Raw genomic sequence first — 23,692 nt, forward strand, 5'->3', positions numbered from 1 at the left:
TGCAACCGCGTGTTCAGAAGGCTCTTACAGCTCCCGCAAAACGTAAGTTGTACATGGGCGCGGCCTCCCCGTAAACCATATGTTATACTGTAACCGGTCGTAGCGCCGGGCACCCGGTTTATACTTGCTCCGGCACGTAGCGCTTGAGCTTTTCTTTTTTTACCAGTTGCTTTTCGAGTAGCTGCTGTACCTCAGGCTTGTTAAAATCATCCTCCGTCTGGATATGGCGCATCACTTTTTTCATCAGCTTGTCCTGCAGCAGGCCGGTTTCCAGGGCATAAGCATACGGCAGGTCGGAGAAAGTGACCATCGAATAAAGCGGCAGCCAGCGGTCGGGGTAGCGCTCCGAGATCCTTGACTCGATCTTTTTGCGCAGCAGAAAGCGTGGGTCCGCTACTTTGTCGCGCATCTCGATAAAATTCATCACGGCCAGGTCGGCAATGGCATCGGCGTTGGGCTTGCGGCGGCGCTCGAAGTTGTCAAAAAGGCTTTCCCAGTCTTCTCCGCTGAAGTTCTCCAGCAACTGGTCCAGCACCGTGATATCCTCGAAACCGGCATTCATCCCCTGCCCGTAAAACGGCACCACCGCGTGGCTGGCATCCCCGATCAGCAGCGATTTGCCCGCGTAGCTCCACGGAAAGCACTTAATAGTGACCAGTGAGCCGACAGGGTTGCTGAAGTAATCCTGCGCCAATTCGGGCATCAGCGGCAGCGCATCCGGAAACGCCTCCCGGAAGAAACGCAGCAGATCGGCTTCCTCCTTGATAGCGGCAAAAGAACGCTCGCCCTCATAAGGAAAGAACAAGGTACAGGTAAAACTGCCGTCCAGGTTGGGCAGCGCGATCATCATGTAGTTGCCCCGTGGCCAGATGTGAAGCGCATTTTTCTCCAGCGCCCAGCCACCGCCGGCCGTAGCAGGTATGGTCAGTTCTTTGTAGCCATACTCCAGGTAATGTTGCTCGTAATTGAAGCGTTCTGTTTTCTGCATAGCGCCGCGCACCACCGAGAAGGCCCCATCTGCCCCGAAAAGCAGTTCCGGCTTTATGGTTTCGGTACCGCCTGTTTCCGTGTTGCTCAGCAGCACCTCGTTGGTGCGCAGGTTCACGTCCAGCGCCTGCCGGTTAAAGTGATAGGTGATCGCCGGGTTAGGCTCCGAAATATTCATCAAGGCCACATTCAGCCCGCCACGAGATACCGAGTAGATCGACTGCCCCTCTTTGCCATAAGGCAGGAAGGTGAGCTTGCCCTGCTCGTCGTGCATCATGCGGCCGTGCATGGGTATGGCTACTTTGCGGACCTCGTCTTCTATGCCAATGCCTTTCAAGGCGCGCCAGCCCCGGTCGCTCAGGGCCAGGTTGATCGAACGGCCGCCATCCAGGGTAGTTTTGCGCATGTCGGGGCGGCGCTCGTAGAGGTCTACTTTATGGCCGCGCTTGGCCAGGTACAAACTCAGCAGCGAACCAACCAGTCCGGCTCCCATAATGGCGATGTTCTTTCTCTCGGTCATAGTTCAGTCAGGGATACCCAGGGCTTTTGCTTGCGTAAAGTAACGGTTTCCGCAGCGCAAAGGCAAGTATGCTACTTTTGCACGTGCCGGAAGGTAAGGTTAATGCGTGGTTGTACGCTGCGGGAGGTTTTTGGGATGTGGTGCAGCCAGTGCTGCTGCGTAGGGCCCTGCATGAGCAGCAGGCTGCCATGGGGGAGCGCCAGGTGCACCGGCTTCAGGTCTTTTCGGAAGCGGTGTTTTAGCCCGAAGCGGCGCTCGGCGCCAAAACTCAGGCTAGCAATAGCTGGCTCCGGCCCCAGGGCAGCCTCGTTGTCGGCGTGCCAGCCCATGCTGTCCTGGCCATGGCGGTAGAGGTTTAACAACACGCTGTTATACGTATGGCCGCTAACTTTTTCGACCTGCTCTTTCAGCTCCAGCAACACCGGCAGCCAGGATTGCGGCCGGTTATACAGGCCCGAATAGGTATAGCCTTTGTCGCCATACCAGGCCGTGAGGCGGGGCATGGGCAGCTGCCGGCCAAACAGTTTTATACTTTCCTGCTGCCAGTTTACCTCCTGCAGCAAACGCGCCAGGTATGCATCGCTTTGCTGCTGCGAAAAAAAGTGGGGCGCAAAGTATACGGCCGCATCGGGGAGCTGTAAGGAGGGCAGGTGTACGGGCTTCATCGTTTCCATAACTTATAAATGCCTGTGGCAGTTGCAGCAGATAGCAACAGCCGTTGCGCAGGTTATACTTCGCGCACGCTTTTTTCTTTCCGGAGCTGCTTTCTCCTGTTTGCTTTTTCGCGGCGATCATCGAGGTAGCCCATAACGCGGGCCGCAGTTACGCCATGCAGCACAATGGATACTAACACGATAAAGCCCACGACCGACCATAACTGATCAGCATCCACAAAATCGACACTGGCCAGGGCAAAGGAAAGGTAAAAGAAAGAGCCAATGCCGCGGATACCAAAAAAGCTGATCGCCAGTTTTTCGCGCAGCGTGATGCCGGTGCCCCACAAGCCCACCAGGCCTGCCAATGGCCGAATCACGAACAGGAACAACAGCCCCACCGCCACGCCCTGCCACGTGAGGTAATTCAACAGCCCAAACACAATACTGCCGCCAAAAACCAGCAGCAGCGTTACCATCAGGATGTGCTCTACCTGGTTTACAAAGTCGTGCATCTCGGTATGATATTCGTGTTCGGGCTCATAACTGCTCATGGTAATGGCGGTTATAAACACGGCCACAAAGCCATACCCGTGCACCAGCTCTGTTGCGCCATAGGCCACCAGCGTAGCCGACAAGGCCAGAAAGCCTTCCTGCGCTTTAGGGAAACGGGTGTATTTAGGCAGTGTAAAGATAAGATAAGCCAGCCCCCGCCCGATCAGATAACCCACGCCCACCCCGGCTACAATGCGGTACATCAGGTCGCGCACCAGCCAGTCGCTGATCCAGGAGCCGTCGGTGGTGCCGGCAGCAATGGCAATCACGATGGCCAGCCAGGTGAAAGGGAATGCCATTCCATCGTTTAGCCCGGCTTCGGCTGTCAGCGCAAAGCGCACGTCGTCTTCCTCTTCTTCGTTTGGCGGGCCCACCTGCACCTGCTCGGCCAGCACCGGGTCCGTAGGCGCCAGCACGGCTCCCAGCAGTATGGCGGCTGCCGGCGCCATCCCCAACACGCCCCATCCCAGCAGGGCCAGGGCCCCAATGCACAGCAGCATCGTAATACTGACCAGCCGCAGGGGCACCCGCCAGTTCCGCAGGCTTACTTTGCGGCGTATCTTCAGGCCCGTGCTCATCAGCGAAATGATCACGCTCAGCTCTGTAAAGCGCACTACGTAGCCTTCCTGCCACACCGGGTCGGGGCGCGGCAGATCGAAAGGCAGCATGTAGATGCCCACCCCCACCAATAAGTATAGTATGGGATAGGATATAAACGTGCGCTTGAGCAGGGCCGGCACCCAGGCCATAGACATAGCGGCCAGGCCTACCAGCGTTAGTACGACGATGTACTCGGACATATTTCCTTTTCTTGAGGGCTTCAGAAGGAAGAGCAGGCTACGTACTTTTGCCGCCTCTATCGCTTTAGCTGTAGCTTGCATACGTTAAAATACGTACTGCGCCTATTTTTTTATTGCGAGAGGCCCAGCTATTTCTCTGAAAACCATAGAACCCTGAAGTTGTTTGCAGCACCCAAGCCTGCTGCTTTTTTTAGGCCCATCCTGTTTAAACGGCAAAGCGGAGAAGCAGCCTCGTCGCCACTTCTCCGCTTTACCGGATAATATTCGTTAAAGTATAAGCTCAATCAGGTATCTCTGCCCGCGCTCATTTATCTAAAATTCGGGCCAGGGTATGCTGCAACCTCTTTTTGTTAGTGATTTTGCAGACACACGTGCAATACCTCCGAGAAGCGGTATACTTCCTCAAAGCTGTTGTAGAACGGCGTAGGTGCCACCCGGATAACGCTCGGCTCCCGGAAATCGACAATGATACCTGCTTCCATGAGCTTGTTGAACAGCTCCCGGGCGTTTTGTTTTACCAGCATTGAGATCTGGCAGCCGCGGGCCTCCGCATCTCGCGGCGTGATCACTTCCAGCACATCTTTGCCTACGTGCACATCATCGATGAGGAACTGAAGGTAACCGGTGAGCTTTTGACTTTTATCGCGCAGGTTCTCCATACCGGCCTCATCGAAGAGTTCCAGTGAGGCGCGGTGCACGGCCATCGGCAGGATCTGAGCATTGCTCACCTGCCAGCCTTCGGCACCGGGCATCGGGATAAAGCCTTTCTGCATCTGAAAACGCACACTGGCATCGTGGCCCCACCAGCCGGCAAAGCGCGGCAATTGTGGGTTGTTGCCGTGGCGCTCGTGCACAAAAGCCCCCGCCGTGCCGCCCGGCCCCGAGTTCAGGTATTTATAGGTACACCACACCGCAAAGTCCACCTCCCAGTCGTGCAGTTTTACGGGGATATTACCGGCTGCGTGGGCCAGGTCGAAGCCCACTACTGCGCCTGCCTCGTGGCCCGCTTTGGTGATAGCCTGCATGTCGTATACCTGCCCGGTATAGTAGTTGATGCCGCCCATGAGCACCAGCGCCAGTTCCTCGCCGCAGTCCTTTATACATTGCAGGATGTCCTCGGTGCGCAGCGTGTGTTCGCCTTCACGCGGGAACAATTCCACAATGGCCTCATCCGGGTTATAGCCATGAAACTTCACCTGCGTTTCAAGGGCATACTGGTCGGAGGGGAAAGCGCCGCCTTCCATGATCACCTTAAACCGCTTGCCTTCGGGCCTGTAGAAGGAAACCAGCATCAGGTGCAGGTTTACGGTCAGCTGGTTCATGATCACCACTTCGCTTTCGAGGGCACCCACCACGCGGGCCGAGCCGGCCGTGAGCAAACGGTGGTAGTTGAACCACGGTTCCTCGCCTTTAAAGTGGCCTTCTACTGCCAGGTTGGCCCATTTATACATCTCGTTGTCGATGTACATCTGTGCCGATTTGGGTTGCAGCCCCAGCGAGTTACCGCAGAAGTAAATGGCGTCCTGGCGGTTGATCTGCGGCGCGTAAAACCGTTCTTTGAAATGCTTTAGCGGGTCGTTCCGGTCCTGTTCCTGCGCAAAGGCAAGGGTATTGAGGTAGTTCATGTGGTTTTTATACTAAAATTGCCAGGGCAATTGTTGGTTTCTCTATTTTGCTAAGGTAAGGATTTGGTTGGAAATTTTGCCGCAGCGCGTTTTACCTCACTCTAAAACCGAAGAAGGAAGTTGTTGATGAGTTTATTGTTTTGCCGGACCGGTTATACTTATGGCTGTTAGTTGCTGGTTTATACTTGAGGCTATACTCTTTAGCGGCTTTTCTTCAAGTATGATATTGCGGATATACTTGGTAGCAGCTTTTCTTCTTCAGTCTTATACTTCTGGCTATACTTGGTAGCTGCTGTTCTTCAAGTATAATTCCTAGCTATACTTGTTAGCTACTTGTATTGCTCAGTCTTATCCTTGCCTTGTTTTATCTTATACTTTGGAGCGCTCCAAGCCCCCGGGGGCTCGTCCTCGGGCATCGCGCTGCTTTCATTTCCTGCCCTCATACCTCGGGCTGCCTCACTATCGTTCGTCACCGGAAATTCTCGAGGCGCTCAACCCAAGGACTGGGAAGCTTTCGATAGCCTCGGTTTATACTTTGGCTTAAGTATAATTATAAACCTTCTCTCCATCCCTCTTCCCTTTTTGTCATCCTGAAAGGATCTTGGTGGAAGGGAGAGAAATCTGATGCTACAGAACTTGTACTTAAATTGAAGTAATAACAAGCTCCGCTCCTTAGACTAGCGAGAACGCGAGTTCGAAGGTAGCGAGCGCAGCTCTGAGGGGCAGGGGTGGTTGAATAAGGCAGCTATGAAGTTCACGCATGGAGCTTAGAAAACGTTGAATCCCCTCTCCTGTTTTTAGGAGAGGGCTAGGGTGAGGTAAAAGCAAAAGCCTAACCTCCTTTCCACTAAGATCCTTTCAGGATGACAACAATGGAAATCAAGAAATCCCCGGCAGGTAGCTTCTGGACAAAGATGCCTGAAAGAGCATAAGAGAAGAGAGAAGTAATAATGAGGAATAAAGGAACTTCCTCCTGGGGCGAAGGGATGGGTTTATACTTACATAAGGTAACGCATACTTTGCCCTTGGCAAAACAGGCTTTAACATTTGGCAATCCTAGACCGGGCCTACTTCTTCTTTCTTTTCCCGGGCCGGCGCAACCGCTTTCACAAACTGCTCTTTTTTCAGGCTCAACCACTCCAGCGCGGTACCACTGAGCATGCGCTCTATGGTTGCCAGGTCATAGGGCATGGAGGTGATAAGCTTGCCGGGCTCCAGTTCGCCGAGCGGGAAGGGGTAATCGGTGCCGAGGGCAATGGCGTTAGCCCCTACCAGGTTCACCAGGTAATCGAGCGCCTGCGGGTCGTGCACCAGCGAGTCGAAATAGAATTTGCCCAGGTACTCGCGTGGGTTTACGTTGTTATCCACGGCACAAAGGTCTGGGCGCACCTCAAAGCCGTGCGCAATGCGCCCGATGGTAGCCGGGAAGGAGCCGCCGCCGTGTGCAAACGCGACACGCAATTTTGGCAAGCGTTCCAGCACGCCGCCAAAGATCATGGAGCAGATGGCCACGGTGGTTTCGGCCGGCATGCCCACCAGCCAGGGCATCCAGAACTTGCTCATGCGGTCTTTGCCCAGCATGTCCCAAGGGTGAACGAACAGAGCGGCGCCCAGGTCCTGTGCAGCTTCAAAAATGGAAAAAAACTTGGCCTCGTCGAGGTTGCAGCCGTTCACGTTCGTGCCGATCTGCACGCCTGCCATGCCCAGCTCCTTTATGCAGCGCTCCAGCTCTTTTATGGCCAGGCCGGTATCCTGCATCGGGATGGTACCCAGGCCCACAAAACGGTCCGGGTAATCGGCTACCACGCCGGCGATGTGGTCGTTGAGCATGCGGGAAAGATCGTAGGTGTCTTCCGGCTTTGCCCAGTAATTGAACATAACGGGTACCGTACTTAGCACCTGCACACCTACTTTGTGCTGGCTGCACTCGTGCATGCGCACCCTGGGGTCCCAGCAGTTATCCTGTATCTCGCGGAAGAATTTATCGTCCATCATCATACGGGCGCAGCAGGGCTTGTGGTGCTCCAGCCGCACAAAGCCGCCATAACCGTAGCGCTCGCGCAGGTTCGGCCAGGTAGCCGGCAGAATGTGCGTGTGTATATCGATCTTAAACAGATCGTTTCCGGTGAGGATGGGAGGTGTCAGGTTCTGGTTCTGCATGCAGGGAAAGGCGCTAAAAAGCGCTTATACTTTCTACGGCCATATCAGGCAATCCAACAATATACGCATTTTATACTTTGTACGTGCATCACGGCAAAAGCCAGGCACAGAGGCACCTTGTCTTTCTGCAACAGGGTTTTATACTCCGGATTGCGCCGCAGGGATGCTTCGCAGCAACTAGGATTATACTTGTCGTTTATACCTGCAAGAGGCCATGGCACAGGCTTGAGTGCTTGTGCCCTGTAATTTTTCTGTCGCCTGGGCCAGCGGGAGGAACATGAGTCGAATCGAAGTATAAAGGATGTCCCCCTCCGGGAATTTTGGCTGTTGCTATACTTGGCAAGTATGAGTTTCATAGTTAGCTTTATCCAACCACCCCTACCCCTCAGAGCTGCGCTCGCTAGCTTCGAACTCGCGTTCTCGCTAGTCTAAGGAGCGGAGCTTGTTATTACTGCTGGGGACGTATAAGCGGTGTAGGTACTGAGCAGTTGGGACAAGAGTCATTCTAGCTCTTATATCATCTCGACGCAGGGAGATATCTGTCTCAAATACCTTTATGTGCTTGTACAGATTTCTCCTAACGTCGAAATGACAGACTGTTTATTGTCTTTACCTGTAAGCACACAAGTATACTGAAGCCAAAGTATAAGCAAATTATGTTAGGTAATAACATCCCCCTATCCTCTAGAAAGGGACTTTCCGGCTCTTCCTTATTTATACTTTTCTCATCGAAATGCTGTTCCCTTATACTCTTTCAGACAAGTCGCAGATCCCGCACTTCTTGCGGGGGAGTCTGGTGGAAGAAAGTATACTTTTTTGCACCATCCTCCTGTCCGCGCTTATACTTGTGTTTCCGCTACTTCGCGGCCTCGGCGGGTTTTACCGGGGGCTCCATTACTTCGCCGCAGTTGCTGCAGGTGCGGTGTTCGGTGTTCTCCCAAAAGTTATTCATGATCACAGGCAGCTGCTGCACGATGTCTGTTACTTCGGCATACTCTTCGTATAACTTGGTGCCGCAGTTTTCGCAGAACCACAGAAAGCCGTCCTGCTCCCCTGCTTTGCGGTAGCGCTCCATTACCAGCCCTACCGTATTAGCCGGGCGTTGCGGCGAATGTGGCACACGGGCCGGAAGCAGGAAGATCTCCCCTTCCCGGATCGGGATGTCCACCGGTTTGCCATCTTCTATGATCTTGAGCACAATGTCGCCTTCCAACTGGTAAAAGAACTCCTCGCCTTCGTCGTAGTGGTAATCTTTGCGCGCATTAGGGCCACCCACCACCATCACAATAAAGTCGTCGTTGCCTTTGTATACCTGCTGGTTGCCTACTGGCGGTTTTAACAGGTGGCGGTTTTCGTCAATCCATTTCTTAAAGTTGAAGGGGCGTTGTATGGCCATAGGTTTACTGGGTTTGGTTACTCGTATGAAAGTACGAAATTTAAGGGAGGAATGGTAGTTTCGCCCCCGCCTTGGCTCAAAAGTATGGACTGGATTGCGGCCGTTCCGTCAGGCATACTTCTTTCGCCGGATTTCCGTAGATTTAAAGTATGAACCTTGATCTCAGAAATAAACAGGCCCTTGTTTGCGGAAGCACGCAAGGTATAGGCAAAGCCATTGCCGTGGAACTGGCGCAACTGGGCGCCAATGTGACGCTGGTAGCCCGCAACGAAGAAAAGCTGCAGGAAGTAGCACAGCAACTGCCCACCGGCCAGGGCCAGCGCCATGATTACCTGGTAGCTGATTTTGCAAATGCCGGCGAGCTGGCGCAAAAGATACAGGCCTATGTGGCGCAGCGCCCCGAAGTACATATCCTGATCAACAACACCGGCGGCCCGGCGGGTGGCCCGATCACGGATGCGAAGCCGGAAGAGTTTCTGAATGCCTTTAACATGCACCTGATCAACAATCATCAACTGGTGCAGGCGCTGCTGCCGGGCATGAAAAAAGCAGGCTACGGGCGCATCATCAACGTGATCAGCACCTCTGTAAAGCAGCCGCTGCATGGCCTGGGCGTATCCAATACCATTCGCGGGGCGGTGGCCAGCTGGGCCAAAACGATGGCCAACGAGCTGGGGCAATATGGCATTACGGTAAACAACGTGCTGCCGGGCTCAACCAAAACAGCACGCATTTATGCTATTATCGAAAGCAGCGCCGGCAAAACCGGTCGCTCCCCGGAAGAAGTACAGCAGCAGATGGAGGCCGGCATACCTGCCCGCCGTTTTGCCGAGCCTGAAGAGGTGGCCGCCGCTGCCGCTTTCCTGGCTACCCCTGCCGCAGCCTATATCAACGGCATCAACGTGCCGGTAGATGGCGGCAGAACGGGATGTCTGTAAATGTAGACACAAGACGTTAGACATAAGTTTTAGACTTTTCTCTGTCACGAGTTTTCAACCTGCGACAAGAGCGGCTCTAATTCATAATTCATAATTTCTAATTCCTTTACTTGTGCAGCAGCTTCAGAATTACATCAACGGCCAGTTAATTGCTCCGGCAGCCGGGCAGTATATCGATAACTATAACCCGGCTACGGGGCAGGTTTATGCGCTTATACCTGACTCGGATGCGCAGGACGTAGAGTTGGCAGTGCAGGCAGCGCTGGCGGCTTTCCCGGCCTGGTCCAGCACGCCGGCCGAAACACGGGGCCGTTTGCTGATGCGCATTGCCGACCTGATCGACCAAAACCTGGACCGCCTGGCTAAAGCCGAATCCGTCGATAATGGCAAGCCGCTGAAGCTGGCAAAAGCAGTGGATATTCCGCGGGCCAGCAGCAACATGCGCTTTTATGGTACAGCCATCCAGCATTTTGCTTCCGAAGCGCATTACATGGAAGGCACCGAGGCCATCAACTATACCGTGCGGCATCCACATGGCGTGGCCGGCTGCATTTCGCCCTGGAACCTGCCGTTATACTTGTTTACCTGGAAAATTGCCCCTGCCCTGGCCGCCGGAAACTGCGTGGTGGCCAAACCATCCGAAGTAACCCCCATGACGGCCTACCTGCTCTCAGAGTTATGTATGGAAGCGGGCCTGCCGGCAGGTGTGCTCAACATTGTGCATGGCTACGGGCATAAAGTGGGCGCTGCCATCACGGCACACCCCAGGGTGCCGGTCATCTCCTTTACCGGCGGCACGGCCACCGGGCGCAGCATTGCCGCTACGGCGGCTCCCATGTTCAAAAAGCTGTCGCTGGAGCTGGGCGGCAAGAACCCGAACATCATTTTTGCCGACTGCGATTTTACCAATGCCCTGCATACGTCCATTCAGTCCTCGTTTGCTAACCAGGGACAGATCTGCCTCTGCGGCTCGCGTATCTTTATCGAGCGGCCGCTGTACGAGCAGTTCCGGGATGCTTTTGTAGAGAAGGCAAAGGCCCTGACCGTAGGCGACCCGCTGGAGGACGGCACGAAACAGGGCGCCCTGGTATCGGAGCAGCACCTGCAGAAAGTACTTTCTTACATCGACCTGGCCAAACAGGAAGGAGGCTCTATCCTTTGTGGCGGGCAGCAGGTGCAGGTAGCAGGCCGCTGCGAACACGGCTGGTTCCTGGCGCCCACCGTTATCGAGGGTTTGCCCTACAACTGCCGCACCAATACCGAAGAGATCTTTGGCCCGGTGGTCACGCTCACGCCTTTCGACACCGAAGAAGAAGTGCTACGCTACGCCAACTGCACCGACTACGGCCTTTCGTCCACCATCTGGACGCAAAACCTGCCCCGCGCACACCGCGTGGCGCACCAGCTACACGCGGGCATTATCTGGATAAATACCTGGCTGCTCCGCGACCTGCGTACGCCTTTTGGCGGCATGAAAAACTCCGGCGTAGGGCGCGAAGGCGGCTTTGAGGCGCTCAACTTCTTTACCGAACCGCAGAATGTTTGTGTGAAGCTGTAAGCAAGTATAAACTGGCCGGGCACCTAAAGAACTTACAGCGTGCAGCGATGTTGCAAACCTGTTGGAAGCGCATCAAAGTATAAGTCGTTTAAAATCACTTCTTCTTTTTACTTTACCCCGCTTGCTTTTCTGTCTACCTTTGCGGTTATGGACTTTAAAAGAAGACGACTGGCGGTAACGCTCCGGAATCAACTTAACTATCCGCTGCAATTCAATCCTTTTGTATTCAGCAAGATGTTCCTGCTGTGGGTGGCAGTAGGTATTGTGGGTGGCATTATTGCCGGCCTGTACTGGACTGTGCTGGAAGGGCTGTTACACGTGCTGTCGCAGTTCCAGGGATTGTACGTGATCCCGCTGATGGCCTTGGGCGGCCTGTTGGCAGGCCTGGTGATCCATTTTCTCGGTGACCCGGGCGAGATGGACCTCATCGTGAATAACATCCGCTTTAAGGGCGGGCGCCTGGAGCCAAAGAATAACCCATCGATGGTCTTCTCCTCGCTGCTGTGCATTGCCAGTGGCGGTAGTGCCGGGCCGGAAGCGCCCCTGGTGCAGGTAGTTGGCTCTACAGGTACTTTTATTGCCAAAAAGCTGCGTTTAAAAGGAGAAGACCTGCGCTCCTTAAGTATAGCCGGCATGGCCTCTGCCTTTACAGCCCTGTTTGGTGCGCCGCTGGGCGGAAGTTTGTTTGCGCTGGAGATTCTGCATCACAAGCACATCACCGAGTATTACCAGGCCCTGATGCCGGCGCTGGTAGCCAGCTGCGCCGGCTACGTTATCTTTATCCTGATCACGCACATCGGCATCGGCCCTACCTGGGACTTCCCGCTGTATGCCGCACCGGAGCTCAACGACTTTTTCTATGCCATGCTGTATGCGCTGGCCGGTACAGCAATCGGCTGGGTCTTTATTTTTACGGTGCGCAAGCTCCGGGGCATTTTTGAACACGCCAAAGTACCTATCTACATTAAAATGGCTATAGGCGGCCTGGCGATCGGCATTATCGCCTACTATGTACCCCTGTCGCGCTACTTTGGCCATGAGCAGCTCAACGTTTTACTCGAAGAGCCTTTCTCGCTTCAGTTCCTGCTGGTGCTGGTAGTAGCTAAAATACTGGCCACTGCTTTTACCGTTACCTCGGGCTGGCGCGGCGGTTTTATCATCCCGCTGTTTTTCCTGGGTGCGGCGGTAGGCCTGGTTATCCACAATCTGTTTCCGGAGCAAAACCTGCCCCTGATCATGGTCAGCTGTATGGCCGCTATTAATGCCTGCGTTACCCGCACGCCTATCAGCACTGCTATTCTGCTGGCTACCATGACTGGGTTCCACCAGTTTATCCCGATCATGTTCGCCAGCCTTACAGGCTTTTTCCTGGCCCCTAAAACCCCGCTCATCAACGCCCAACTGGGCATCAGGGAATAGCCGTAGCCGGGGTGCCGGCACATTCGCGGCTTTTGCAGTATGCGTTTGTGCCCTTTAAGCGTAAAAAGCTAAAACAAGGCTATACAGCTACGCTTGAGTATGCCCCAGCACCACGATACCGAAACCGCCACGCTCCCGTTTATACTTGCCCTGCTTGGCACCACAGAGCAGGCGCTGCAGGAGCAACAGGTAGCCCCGCAGGCACTCGTGGCCATTTACAATGATTATAGAAAGCGCCTGCCCGAGCTGACAAGTATAGCCGAACTTGTTGCGGCCACGCTGATGAAGGCTGCAGATGCCCATGCCGTGCGCTACCGGATCAAAGACCCGCTGCACTTACTCCGGAAGATCATCCGGAAGAAAAAGGAATACCCCGACCGGATCATCGACCAGGACAACTACATCCAGTGGATCAACGACCTGGTGGGCGTGCGGGTGCTGCACCTGTACCGCGAAGCCTGGGTGCCGCTGGGCCGGTACATCCAGCAGGTTTGGGAGCTGAAAAAGGCGCCCATGGCCTACATCCACGACAAAGATGGCGGGCAGTACTTACAAGGCTTTGTAGAATTTGGCTGCCAGGTGGTGGCGCAGGCATCGGGGTATAGTGCCGTGCATTTTGTGATCAGCACGAAGCCCAACAAGCAGCCCTACTTTGTGGAGATCCAACTGAAGACCCTTTTCGAGGAAGGCTGGAGCGAAATTGACCACGCCATCCGTTATCCCAATTATTCCGGAAACGAGCTACTCAACAGCCTGCTGCTGATCCTGAACAACCTGACTACCGGCGCCGATAACATGGCCTCTTACATTCGCGAGCTGACCTATACGATAGAAAAGCAGGCGCTCGATGAAAGGCATCAGCAGCAGCACCAGGAAAAGGAGCTGGCCCGTTTTCAGGCGCATATCAGCATGTTGGCGCTGGAGGAGGCAGAAAAGCGGCGGCTTTACGAGCTTCTGGCCAAGGCGCTGCAAGCAAACCACCCGTAATCGCCGTTCTTTCCTGTAATTTACTTCGTTTCCGGCACCAGGTTGTGGGCCGCCAGCTTCCACTGCCCGTCCAGCAGCTTCCATACTTTCAGGTAATAGCCGCTTTCTTCGCCCCGGCTGGTGGGCTGGGTATAACTGCCATAAGTATATCCCATATCACCCGCAGATGATATATCGTGCCCTAGGTTAGTGTAGATTACATTGGCAGCCGGCGCTATAACAAGGTCTTTATACTTTGCCGGGTACCGGCCATAGCGGTAAATGAAAGTATCGGAATCGTAAGGCTGTACTTTTTGCTCGTCGCTGGTTAGCAGAGCGGCTTTGGTACCTCTGCTCAGATTGCTTTGGGTAGCTGCTGCCGGCTGGTATACTTCCTCTTTTATCAGCTCCGTCGAAAACGAATTCCCCATATCTATGGCTACTTTCCACTGCCCGTCCGGCTGCTTTTTCCAGACCGATAAATAGAAGCCGGCACCGGCAGGCTCTTCATCTCCGGGATTGGCTTTAAATGTATAGGGACCAGTGGTATAGCCCCAGTCCAGGGAAGCGGAGATATCGGCGAAGGCAGGGTACCAGGTAAGTATCGCTTTGCTTTCTGGAGCAGCGGCATGTAATTTCTTCCCATTAGTGGGTGCGGGCGCAAACACAATCCCATCCTCAGCCAGGTACTCGACAAACGCCTGATGCAACCCTTTTTTTCCGGATGCGGCGGCAAAGTTGCGTTCAGCGTTGGCAAGGCTTTCGAGTGCCTTGTCGCGGGTGGCATCCGTAGCCTGAAATGCGCACAGGCAGAGGGCCAGCAAAAGAAAGGTGGCGGTCTTCATAGCTTTATATTTTAAAGGATGACTTTAGCTGAGCAGGAGTATAAATATAGTATTTTAAACCATACTTCCTTCATAATCAATATGATCTGCTCCTTCACGCCGCAAGTATAGCGCAACTGGCAGCTAAACCAGCGGTATCTTGATAAGATATTACGTCAGGTATAATTCTCGTTTTATAGCTCTGCGACCTGTCTGGGCAAAAACAGAAAGGCCCGACAAGCATTGCCGGGCCTTTCTGTTTTCATTTATACTTGTTTTTTACTGGTTCAAGGCTGCTTTTTCCGGGTGGATGAGGTGCTCTTCCAGGAAGTTGGTCATCATGGTGAAGCGGTGCAGCTGCGTGTTACCACCCGAGATGCCGTGGTTGCGGTTGGGGTAATAAAAGCTGTCGAACTGCTTGTTGGCGGCTACCAAGGCATCTACCATCTCTACCGCGTTCTGGAAATGCACGTTGTCATCGCCAGTGCCGTGGATGAGCAGCAGGTCGCCTTTCAGTTTATCGGCAAACATCAGGGGCGAGTTCTCGTCGTAGCCGGCGGCATTCTGCTGCGGCGTTTTCAGGTAGCGCTCGGTATAAATGCTGTCGTAGAAACGCCAGTTGGTAACCGGGGCTACCGAAATGCCGGCACGGAACACGCCGTCGCCTTTGGTCAGGCCCAGCAGCGTCATGTAGCCGCCAAAGCTGTGCCCCCAGATACCGATGCGCTGTGCATCCACATAAGGCTGTTTGCCCAGCCACTTGGCGCCTTCCACCTGGTCGGCCACTTCATACTTGCCCAAGTCGGCGTAGGTTACTTTCTTGAAATCTGCGCCCCGGGCGCCGGTGCCGCGGTTGTCTATACTTACCACAATAAGGCCTTTATCGGCCAGCACCTGGTACCACAAAAAGTCATTTCCGCCCCAGCTATCGGTCACGGTCTGCGAGCCCGGACCGCCGTACACAAACATCAGCACCGGGTACTTTTTGTTCGGGTCAAAGTCTGTTGGTTTGATCATCCAGCCGTTCAGCTTGGTGCCGTCGGTGGTGTTCATGGTAAAGAAATCCTTCTTTGCGATGTCGTACTGGGCCAGTTTCTGGCGTAGCTTTTCGTTGTCTTCCAGCACCTTGATCAGCTTACCGTCTTTTGCCGTGTGCAGGCTTACCACAGTTGGCGTAGCGGCCGACGTGTAGTAATCGAGGTAGTACTTATAGTCGGAGCTCATGTTGATGTTGTGCGTGCCGGCTTTCTGGGTCAGGTGCTTCTTGTTTTTGCCCTTGCTGCTGATGCTGTACAGGTGGCGCTGCAGCGGCGATACTTCCGTAGACATATAGTACAGGCGGTCGTTCTTCTCGTCGTAGCCGATAAAGTTGCTCACTTCCCAGTTGCCTTTTGTGATCTGGCGCACCAGCTTGCCATCCATTTTATAGAGGTACAGGTGGTTGTAGCCGTCTTTCTCCGAGGAGTGAATAAAGTTTTTGCCTCCTTCCAGGTACGTCAGATCATCGGTCACGTCGATGTAGGCTTTGTCTGTTTCGCGCAGCACCAGGTCGGTTTTGCCGGTGGTAGCGTTGGCGTGCAGGATCTCGAGCGTGTTTTGCAGGCGATTCATTTTCTGGATCGACAGCAGGTTAGGATTCTGCGTCCATTTAATGCGTGGAATGTAGATGTCGATTTCGGAACCGGTATCCATCTTCACAGTTTTGCCTTTGCTTAGGTCATACACCGAAATGCTGATCACAGAATTCGGCTCGCCGGCTTTGGGGTATTTATACTTGTAGTCCTGCGGATACAGTTCGCCCCACAGCTGCATGTTATACTCCGGCACCTTGGTTTCATCAAAGGTATAAAAGGCAATCTTGGAGCCATCAGGGGCCCAATGGAACGCCTGTGCAAAGCTGAATTCCTCTTCGTATACCCAATCCGAATACCCGTTGATGATGGAATTAAGCTTGCCATCGGTGGTGATCTGCGTTTCTTTCATGTTGCTCAGGTCTACAAAGAACATGTTGTTGTCGCGAGCAAAGGCAACGCGCTTGGCATCAGGCGAGAAGGTGGCATACAGCTGCTTGCCGCCGTTGCTCAGCTTGGTCAGCTTCTTGGTGGCCAGGTCGTATACATAGTAATCTGCCTTGGACGAACGGCGGTAGATCCGCTCGGTTCCGGTGGCGAACAGTACCTTTTTCTCGTCCGAGCTAAAGGTATAATCGTCGTACTGGATGGGCTGGCTGCCGCCTTCCGGCACCAGGCTTTCGCCCTCAATGATGGTGCTCACGGGCTTGCCGGTGGTCACATCATACTTCACAATATCGTTGACGCGGTTTTGCTCGTCAGCTACCTGCGAGCTGTAATACTGGCCGTTTTTCATCCAGTTTACGCCATACACCGACGCTGCCCGGAAAGCACCTTTCTTGTAAATGTCTTCCAGGGTAATATCCTTTTTCTGCTGTGCCTGCGCCACAAACGCGAAGCACAAGAGTACAGCAGCCAAAAGGTTTTTGATGGGGTTACTATGCATGTGATAAGTTGATTTAGTTTAGCTCCCCTAATTTAGAGGATTATTACGGCTTTGCCATAGCCTGCCGCCAAAAACCCCCTTGGAGTGGGTCAAGGCCAGGCGGTACTTTAGCAGCAGTATAAACAGCAACGGCAGCCCTGTGAGAGCTGCCGTTGCTGTTTATACTTGTTGTACGTTGATGGTTTTAGAAATTATATCCTAGCGTAAACAGCAGGGTATTCTGCTTCTGGTCGATGTCTACCACGGGCTCGCCGCCGTTGCTGAATACATAAGGCGAGTAGCGGGTATTGCCTTTGCTGCTCACAAAAGCCGCATCCAGGTAGTATTTCTGCAGCCGGACGCCGGCGCCTAAACTATAGCTGTTCACTTTGCCATCGAAGGAGGCATTGCGGTACGGGTCGCCGCTTACGCCATATCCGGCCCGGAAGCGAAACACTTCGTAGCGCCCCTCTGCCCCGATCTTATAGTTGATAGCCGACTTATAAGTACTGGCAATCGTGTTGTTCACATCCGTGAAATAGTTGCCGGCATTGCCATACTCGTCCTGCTGCTCATGAAAGCGGGTGCTGCCGTAATCTACATATTCTACATCGGCTGTAATAAAGCCATACTTGTTGAGGAACACCGCCACACCGCCGTTTGCCCGGAAAGGCGTGGTCAGTTGGTACGTAAACTCACCCGGAATTTCGGACGCGCTTTCGGTCGGGCCATCGTCATAGGAAGCATAAAGTGAGCGCTGGTACTGGTCGTTCAGGGTATACGCCGTTGGGGTCTGCACGCTGGCACCGATCCGTACAGCATCTATTGGCCTGAAGATAGCTCCTACGCGCAGGTTTACGCCGGCGCCCTGGGTGGTAAACTGGTCGCGCAGCTCGAGCCCGGTAAAGGCGGTTTCAGCGCTGTTCTCTGCTTCGGTATAAATGCTTTCCTGGGTAAAGTTTGTCGTTATGATGCCCAGCGAAGCGCCCAGGTATAACTTATCACGGTAGCTGGTGCCTACACCAATATCGAACTGGTTTTGCGAACCGCTTCGCTTGATCTGCTCGGCCTGGTTCATGCTGCCGATGCGGGTTAAAGGAGTCACAAACTCCTGCCCGTTATCATCCGTCTGCACATCGATCAGGTACGTGCCAAAGGCCAGGCCTTCCAGGGAGGTAAAGCCATTATTGAACTCACTGTTCAGCTCGGCCAGCGTACGGCCGTTGGCATTTGCCTGGTCGGCAAAGTATTCTACAATCGTAGGCGTTGTTTCGCCGGTAGTATTGCTGTAGTTGAGCTGCTGGTTAAAGTTGTTGAGCCTGGTCAAACTGATGCCCAGGCTGGCCCCACGCCAGTCGCTGTCTTCTTCATCGCTTTTATGGTTGCTGAGCACAAGGCCCGCCTGCGGTATAGATAGCGTGTTGCGGTCCTGGGTGCTGTTAAAGCCATTGATGCTGGTTTGCGTGTTGTTGAACTGCAGCCCCGGGCTGATGCCAAATTCGGAGCGGCGGAACATGCCCAGGCCGGCTGGGTTCACCGACATGGTAGAGATATCGGCCCCGAGCGCTGTTTGCGCCCCGCCAATACCCTGGATGCGGGCAGAGCCCGAGACACCGTAGCGGGAGTAGCGCAGAGCGTCTACCTCGTTTTGGGCAAAAGCTGTTCCGCTCCAGCCCAGCACAAGGGCCAGGCTGGCCAAAAACGTCTTATGTAACTTCATGCTTTTTTTGTAGTTGAATTAATGACCTCTTGGTGGGCGACCACCACCGCCGCTGCTGCCACCACTGCTACTGCCTGATGATGGAGCAGAAGAGGAATTGCTGCGGCTTGGCTGCTCATACGAACGGCTTGGGCTGCTGCTTGGGCTTGGGCTCTCATAGGTGCGGGCCGGGCGGCTTTCGTACGTGCGTGTTTCGCGTTGCACCGGCTGCGGGCTGCTCTGGCGTGCAGGCGCATTATCGTTGCTGCGGGGCACGCTCATTTGCTGCTGACGCGGACGCTCTATTTGCTGCTGTTGCTGCTGACGGGGCCGTTCCATTTGTTGCTGCTGCTGCTGGCGAGGCTGCGCTTCTGGCTGGCGCTGCTGTTGCTGTCGCTGCTGGCGTCTCTCGTTGGTTGTAGGTCTGCCCTGCTCGCCACGTGCATCATAATAGGTGTTACGGCTTGGGCGCGATGGCAATGCGTCTTTGGATTGTGTTTCTGTTGGACGGGTTGCATCGGTTGCCTGGCTGTTGCGGCTCTGGCGGTTTGTACTACGGCCTCCTACAACACGCTGCTCCTGTTGCTGGCTCATGCCACCACGTTCGGGGCGTCCGCCGTTTGTACGCTGCTGCCCTTCTGTTACTACAGCACCGCGGCTCTGACGCGGGCCATACTGCAGCTTACGGGCTCTCGCGCCAATGATCGGGCTGTCGTAATAGTAGCTGTTGTAAGGGTTGCGGGCATAGTAGCCATTATAAAAGCCGTTGTAATACCCGTTATAGAAGTTGTTGTAAGGATACCAGGAGCTATACGGATAGCGGTGCCCCCAGCCATTGCCCCAGCCCATGCTGTACCCGATGCTGATGCTGAGCCCATTGCCATAGAAAGGGCCTCCCCAGAACGGATCACTGTAAAAAGGATCGTAGGCGTAAGCCGAAGCATAATACGGATCATAGGCATATGGGCTATACCGGTTGTAGCGCGGCACATAGGCGCTGCCCCAGTAAGGATCTATATACGAGTAGTTGGGGCGGTACCAGTTGTCGCGCGTATCGTAGCTGCGGCCATCGTAGTATTCGTCATCCGAATAGGTATTCAACCCCGAGGCATTCCCCGAATATTCCGGGTTCAGCACTTCGCCCTCGCTCAGGGCATCGTTGTTGTTATTGGTATCATTGCCGTTGTAGGCCTCTGTGTCCTGCGCGGTGGCCGTTGCCTCGGGCTGTATATACTCGGTTCTGTCTGAGGAACTGTAGTACATATCATCATACTCCGTTGACTGCATCGCCGTCGGACTGCTGCAGCCCACCGCCAGCAGTGCAAGCACGGGGGCGATCGTTAATATGGTATATTTTTTCATGACCTTGGGGTAGTATGGCTTCTATAAAACTACTTCAATAAAGATAAACACACAATAGCGCAATTCCTTATCGTTTGTATAATATATTAACGTAATTTTGAGCAGAATTGATGTGCTTACCTATTCTGATAAATAGCAAATTCTATTCCAAAAAAATCAATAATTAACCATATATATAAATTATTGTACAAAAGATGAGCAAAGGGTTACCAAAAAGAAGCGAAGATTACTCGTTGTGGTATAATGAACTGGTAAAAAAAGCAGGCCTGGCCGAGAATTCTGCCGTGCGTGGCTGTATGGTGATCAAGCCCTACGGGTATGCCATCTGGGAGAAAATGCAGCGCCAGCTGGACGATATGTTTAAGGCTACCGGCCACTCCAACGCCTACTTTCCGCTGTTTGTACCCAAAGGTCTTTTCGAAGCCGAAGAACAGAATGCCGAAGGCTTTGCCAAGGAATGTGCTGTGGTAACCCACTACCGCCTGCAAACCGACCCTGACCAACCCGGCAAACTGCGCGTGGACCCGGCCGCCAAACTGGAAGAAGAGCTTATTGTGCGCCCTACCTCCGAAGCCATTATCTGGAGCACTTATAAAAACTGGATCCAGAGCTACCGCGACCTGCCCCTGCTCATAAACCAGTGGGCCAACGTGGTGCGCTGGGAAATGCGCACGCGCCTGTTTCTGCGCACGGCCGAATTTTTGTGGCAGGAAGGCCACACAGCCCACGCCTCTGCCGACGAAGCCATTGCCGAAACAAAGCAGATGATGGAAGTATACGCCACCTTTGCCGAAGAGTTTATTGCGCTGCCGGTGATCAGGGGCGTAAAAACGCCGAGCGAGCGTTTTGCCGGTGCCCTGGACACCTACTGCATCGAAGGCTTGATGCAGGACGGGAAGGCCTTGCAGGCTGGCACCTCGCACTTCCTGGGCCAGAACTTTGCCAAAGCTTTTGACGTGAAGTTTGCGACCAAAGAGGGTGGCCTGGAGTATGTATGGGGCACCTCGTGGGGCGTAAGCACCCGTTTGATGGGCGCGCTGGTAATGGCCCACTCCGACGACGAAGGCCTGGTGCTGCCGCCTAAGCTGGCGCCTATTCAGGTGGTGATCGTGCCCATTTATAAAGGCGAAGAACAGCTGGCGCAGATCTCGGAAAATGTGTTGCAACTCAAAAAGGAGCTCGAAGCAAAAGGCATCAGCGTGAAGTATGATGACCGCGATACCGAACGCCCCGGCTTTAAGTTTGCCGAGTGGGAGCTGAAAGGCGTGCCGGTGCGCATCGCCATCGGTGGCCGCGACCTGGAGAACGGCACGGCCGAACTGGCCCGCCGCGATACAAAAGAGAAAAGCACCCAGCAGTTTGCGGAGCTTGCCACCTACATCCCAGCCCTGCTCGACGAGATACAGGAGAATATTTATAACAGAGCCCTGGCCTACCGGACAGAACATACCACCAAAGTAGACTCTTACGAGGAGTTTAAGGAGGTGCTGGAAAGCAAAGGTGGCTTTGTGCTGGCGCATTGGGATGGCACTGCCGAAACCGAAGAGCGAATCAAAGAAGAGACCAAAGCAACTATCCGTTGTATTGCCATCGACACGCCCGAAGAAGACGGCGTGGACATGCTGACGGGTAAACCCAGCAAGCAGCGCGTATACTTTGCCAAGGCGTATTAATTGTTAATTCTTAATTGCTGATTGCTGAATCAGCAAGAGTAACTTTTGACAAAGCGCCGCTTTCCTGCCTGGGAAGCGGCGCTTTCCTTTTATCGCTTCCCAGACCAGTATGGCAACGCTTTGTGTTGGTCTTTTACACGGCACGCAAACATAATTAAATACATGGCATTGGGAGCTGGTGAATATCTCATCTGCAGATAGCTGCTGCCTTTTCTCATTTTCAAGTACAAAGTTTGTAGGGACAGGCCGCTATGAAGCTTATACTTTGGTTAAAGTAATTATAAGCTCCCCGCCTTAAACAAGGAGGGGCCGGGGGTGGTTGTATCCTGTCAGCGATGCCGTATACTTTGATGCCGTATACTTTACTAAACAGCAAAATGGCAACAGATGCGCAAAGCTGTTAATTCGTAATTCGTAATTCGTAATTCTATCTATAATTGGCTATATTTACCTAGAAGCGAGGTATACTATGTTGTTAGACTGGATCACGGTTGTTGTATTAGTTGGCATCGGGCTGCTGCTCCTGGTGGTGGAGCTGGTATTTGTGCCGGGCACTACCATTGTGGGTGTGCTGGGCTTTGTGCTGGCAGCTATCGGCGTCTGGATCGGCTATAGCACCCTGGGCACGAACACCGGGCATGTGGTACTTGCTGTTTCGGTGCTGGCCGGCGGGCTTGCCTTCTATTACAGTTTCCGGTCCGACAGCTGGTCGCGCTTTGCGTTGAAGGAGCAGAACCGCAGCCGCGTAAACGAGGAGTATGCCCATACTCTGGCCGTAGGCGAAGTAGGCAAAGCAGTTTCGGCGCTACGCCCGCAGGGCACGGCCCTTTTCGGCGACGAGCATCATGAAGTACAGACACAGGGCGAATACCTCGCTTCGAACACCGCCATCCGCATCATCAAGCTTAATCAAAATAAGATCATCGTAGAAGCCATCAGCTAAACCCACCTCCATGGAAAATTTTTCAGTGCTCTTTATTATAGCAGGCGTCATTATCCTGCTCATGGTCTTTTTATACTTTGTGCCGCTCAGCCTCTGGATCACCGCCCGCTTTTCGGGCGTACGAGTAGGACTGGCCGAGCTGGTGTTCATGCGCATCCGCAAGGTGCCACCCAGCCTTATTGTCAACTCTATGATCAACGCCACCAAAGCCGGCATAGACCTGACTACCACCGAACTGGAAACGCACTACTTGGCCGGCGGCAATGTACCTACTGTGATCAAAGCGCTTATTTCGGCAGACAAGGCCAACATTCCGCTTTCGTTTAAGCAGGCCACCGCTATTGACCTGGCAGGCCGCGACGTATTTGAGGCGGTAACCACTTCTGTAAACCCCAAAGTGATCAACACACCCAACGTGGCTGCCGTGGCCCAGGATGGCATTCAGCTGATCGCCAAAGCCCGGGTAACCGTGCGCGCCAACATTATGCAACTGGTAGGTGGCGCCGGCGAAGAAACCATCCTTGCCCGCGTAGGCGAAGGCATTGTGACCTCCATTGGCTCTTCTATCTCGCACAAAAGTGTGCTGGAAAACCCTGATATGATCTCGAAGCTGGTATTGCAGAAAGGCCTGGATGCCGGCACCGCCTACGAGATCCTCTCCATCGATATTGCCGATATTGATGTGGGCGAAAACATTGGCGCCAAGCTGCAGATAGACCAGGCAGGGGCCGACCTGCGGGTGGCCGAAGCCAAAGCCGAAGAGCGCCGTGCCATGGCCGTGGCCGTGGAGCAGGAGATGAAAGCAAAAGCACAGGAAGCCCGTGCCTCAGTAATTGCCGCCGAAGTAGAAATTCCGCAAGCCATTGCAGCCGCTTTCCGGGGCGGTAACCTGGGCATTATGGACTACTACCGCATGCAGAACATCCAGTCCGACACCGACATGCGCAATGCCATTGCCAGCCCCAACCAGGGCGGCCCCAACAAGCCGAAAGAGTAAAGCTTATATTTGTAAAACAGGAGCGGCCATACCTTAAAACAAGGTATGGCCGCTCTTTTATGCTACGCGGCTACAACATTTTCCGGCTTAACGGCTGCGTTTAAATGCGATAAACTTAATA

General features: G+C 53.8%; 17 protein-coding genes. 7 read left to right on the forward strand and 10 right to left on the reverse strand.

Translation table 11 applies throughout. The features are described 5' to 3' along the window. Positions 1-118 precede the first annotated feature (118 nt). The 6 genes from LWL52_RS15165 to LWL52_RS15190 form a co-directional block, all read right to left on the reverse strand. A complete protein-coding gene (locus LWL52_RS15165) occupies positions 119-1,507 on the reverse strand; it encodes an FAD-dependent oxidoreductase (RefSeq protein ID WP_242921358.1) in 1,389 nt (462 codons plus the stop codon). Positions 1,508-1,578: 71 nt separating this feature from the next. Beyond that, a complete protein-coding gene (locus tag LWL52_RS15170) occupies positions 1,579-2,181 on the reverse strand; it encodes an alpha-ketoglutarate-dependent dioxygenase AlkB family protein (RefSeq protein WP_242921360.1) in 603 nt (200 codons plus the stop codon). Positions 2,182-2,234: 53 nt separating this feature from the next. Next, positions 2,235-3,515: a cation:proton antiporter gene (locus tag LWL52_RS15175; protein ID WP_242921362.1), complete on the reverse strand. Its 1,281-nt coding sequence runs from the start codon at positions 3,513-3,515 to the stop codon at positions 2,235-2,237. A gap of 350 nt (positions 3,516-3,865) precedes the next feature. Then, the gene (gene kynU, locus LWL52_RS15180) at positions 3,866-5,140 is read right to left on the reverse strand and encodes a kynureninase (RefSeq protein WP_242921364.1); all 1,275 of its coding nucleotides are present in this window, start codon (positions 5,138-5,140) and stop codon (positions 3,866-3,868) included. A 1,056-nt stretch (positions 5,141-6,196) separates the two neighbouring features. After that, positions 6,197-7,300, reverse strand: coding sequence for an amidohydrolase family protein (locus LWL52_RS15185; RefSeq protein WP_242921366.1), 1,104 nt, complete (start codon positions 7,298-7,300; stop codon positions 6,197-6,199). An 856-nt stretch (positions 7,301-8,156) separates the two neighbouring features. After that, a complete protein-coding gene (locus tag LWL52_RS15190; protein ID WP_242921368.1) occupies positions 8,157-8,696 on the reverse strand; it encodes a 3-hydroxyanthranilate 3,4-dioxygenase in 540 nt (179 codons plus the stop codon). A gap of 149 nt (positions 8,697-8,845) precedes the next feature. On the opposite strand from LWL52_RS15190, the gene LWL52_RS15195 reads away from it, so the two are divergent. The 4 genes from LWL52_RS15195 to LWL52_RS15210 all read left to right on the forward strand — a co-directional run bounded on the left by LWL52_RS15195 (position 8,846) and on the right by LWL52_RS15210 (position 13,598). Beyond that, positions 8,846-9,634: an SDR family oxidoreductase gene (locus tag LWL52_RS15195; protein WP_242921370.1), complete on the forward strand. Its 789-nt coding sequence runs from the start codon at positions 8,846-8,848 to the stop codon at positions 9,632-9,634. A gap of 112 nt (positions 9,635-9,746) precedes the next feature. Continuing rightward, a complete protein-coding gene (locus LWL52_RS15200) occupies positions 9,747-11,192 on the forward strand; it encodes an aldehyde dehydrogenase (protein ID WP_242921372.1) in 1,446 nt (481 codons plus the stop codon). Positions 11,193-11,339: 147 nt separating this feature from the next. Beyond that, a complete protein-coding gene (locus tag LWL52_RS15205) occupies positions 11,340-12,611 on the forward strand; it encodes a chloride channel protein (RefSeq protein WP_242921374.1) in 1,272 nt (423 codons plus the stop codon). A 99-nt stretch (positions 12,612-12,710) separates the two neighbouring features. Then, the gene (locus tag LWL52_RS15210) at positions 12,711-13,598 is read left to right on the forward strand and encodes a RelA/SpoT domain-containing protein (protein WP_242921375.1); all 888 of its coding nucleotides are present in this window, start codon (positions 12,711-12,713) and stop codon (positions 13,596-13,598) included. A 20-nt stretch (positions 13,599-13,618) separates the two neighbouring features. On the opposite strand, the gene LWL52_RS15215 is transcribed toward LWL52_RS15210, so the two are convergent. The 4 genes from LWL52_RS15215 to LWL52_RS15230 all read right to left on the reverse strand — a co-directional run bounded on the left by LWL52_RS15215 (position 13,619) and on the right by LWL52_RS15230 (position 19,958). Continuing rightward, entirely contained in the window at positions 13,619-14,422 is an 804-nt protein-coding gene (locus LWL52_RS15215; protein WP_242921377.1) for a YybH family protein, read from the reverse strand. Positions 14,423-14,680: 258 nt separating this feature from the next. Further along, positions 14,681-16,918, reverse strand: coding sequence for a S9 family peptidase (locus LWL52_RS15220; RefSeq protein WP_242921379.1), 2,238 nt, complete (start codon positions 16,916-16,918; stop codon positions 14,681-14,683). A 184-nt stretch (positions 16,919-17,102) separates the two neighbouring features. Then, on the reverse strand, positions 17,103-18,617 hold the full coding sequence (locus tag LWL52_RS15225; protein WP_242921381.1) for an OmpP1/FadL family transporter: 1,515 nt from the start codon (positions 18,615-18,617) through the stop codon (positions 17,103-17,105). 18 nt (positions 18,618-18,635) lie between these two features. Then, entirely contained in the window at positions 18,636-19,958 is a 1,323-nt protein-coding gene (locus LWL52_RS15230; protein ID WP_242921383.1) for a hypothetical protein, read from the reverse strand. A 194-nt stretch (positions 19,959-20,152) separates the two neighbouring features. On the opposite strand from LWL52_RS15230, the gene proS reads away from it, so the two are divergent. The 3 genes from proS (at position 20,153) to floA (ending at position 23,571) form a co-directional block, all read left to right on the forward strand. Further along, positions 20,153-21,631 carry a proline--tRNA ligase gene (proS, locus tag LWL52_RS15235; protein WP_242921385.1) on the forward strand — a complete coding sequence of 493 codons (1,479 nt, stop codon included), beginning with the start codon at positions 20,153-20,155 and terminating at the stop codon, positions 21,629-21,631. Positions 21,632-22,100: 469 nt separating this feature from the next. Then, positions 22,101-22,574, forward strand: a complete 474-nt coding sequence (locus LWL52_RS15240) for an NfeD family protein (RefSeq protein WP_242921387.1) — start codon at positions 22,101-22,103, stop codon at positions 22,572-22,574. Positions 22,575-22,584: 10 nt separating this feature from the next. Continuing rightward, positions 22,585-23,571: a flotillin-like protein FloA gene (floA, locus tag LWL52_RS15245; protein WP_242921389.1), complete on the forward strand. Its 987-nt coding sequence runs from the start codon at positions 22,585-22,587 to the stop codon at positions 23,569-23,571. Positions 23,572-23,692 lie beyond the last annotated feature (121 nt).

This window comes from Pontibacter liquoris (genome assembly GCF_022758235.1).
Taxonomy (GTDB): domain Bacteria; phylum Bacteroidota; class Bacteroidia; order Cytophagales; family Hymenobacteraceae; genus Pontibacter; species Pontibacter liquoris.

What these genes read in the sequence shown, in the direction of transcription:
- LWL52_RS15205 (WP_242921374.1), top strand. Translation starts at nt 11,340, where the DNA reads ATGGACTTTAAAAGAAGACGACTGGCGGTAACGCTCCGGAATCAACTT.
- LWL52_RS15175 (WP_242921362.1), bottom strand. Translation starts at nt 3,515, where the DNA reads ATGTCCGAGTACATCGTCGTACTAACGCTGGTAGGCCTGGCCGCTATG.
- LWL52_RS15195 (WP_242921370.1), top strand. Translation starts at nt 8,846, where the DNA reads ATGAACCTTGATCTCAGAAATAAACAGGCCCTTGTTTGCGGAAGCACG.
- LWL52_RS15210 (WP_242921375.1), top strand. Translation starts at nt 12,711, where the DNA reads ATGCCCCAGCACCACGATACCGAAACCGCCACGCTCCCGTTTATACTT.
- proS (WP_242921385.1), top strand. Translation starts at nt 20,153, where the DNA reads ATGAGCAAAGGGTTACCAAAAAGAAGCGAAGATTACTCGTTGTGGTAT.
- LWL52_RS15220 (WP_242921379.1), bottom strand. Translation starts at nt 16,918, where the DNA reads ATGCATAGTAACCCCATCAAAAACCTTTTGGCTGCTGTACTCTTGTGC.
- LWL52_RS15240 (WP_242921387.1), top strand. Translation starts at nt 22,101, where the DNA reads ATGTTGTTAGACTGGATCACGGTTGTTGTATTAGTTGGCATCGGGCTG.
- kynU (WP_242921364.1), bottom strand. Translation starts at nt 5,140, where the DNA reads ATGAACTACCTCAATACCCTTGCCTTTGCGCAGGAACAGGACCGGAAC.
- LWL52_RS15230 (WP_242921383.1), bottom strand. Translation starts at nt 19,958, where the DNA reads ATGAAAAAATATACCATATTAACGATCGCCCCCGTGCTTGCACTGCTG.
- LWL52_RS15165 (WP_242921358.1), bottom strand. Translation starts at nt 1,507, where the DNA reads ATGACCGAGAGAAAGAACATCGCCATTATGGGAGCCGGACTGGTTGGT.
- LWL52_RS15215 (WP_242921377.1), bottom strand. Translation starts at nt 14,422, where the DNA reads ATGAAGACCGCCACCTTTCTTTTGCTGGCCCTCTGCCTGTGCGCATTT.
- LWL52_RS15185 (WP_242921366.1), bottom strand. Translation starts at nt 7,300, where the DNA reads ATGCAGAACCAGAACCTGACACCTCCCATCCTCACCGGAAACGATCTG.
- floA (WP_242921389.1), top strand. Translation starts at nt 22,585, where the DNA reads ATGGAAAATTTTTCAGTGCTCTTTATTATAGCAGGCGTCATTATCCTG.
- LWL52_RS15225 (WP_242921381.1), bottom strand. Translation starts at nt 18,617, where the DNA reads ATGAAGTTACATAAGACGTTTTTGGCCAGCCTGGCCCTTGTGCTGGGC.
- LWL52_RS15190 (WP_242921368.1), bottom strand. Translation starts at nt 8,696, where the DNA reads ATGGCCATACAACGCCCCTTCAACTTTAAGAAATGGATTGACGAAAAC.
- LWL52_RS15170 (WP_242921360.1), bottom strand. Translation starts at nt 2,181, where the DNA reads ATGGAAACGATGAAGCCCGTACACCTGCCCTCCTTACAGCTCCCCGAT.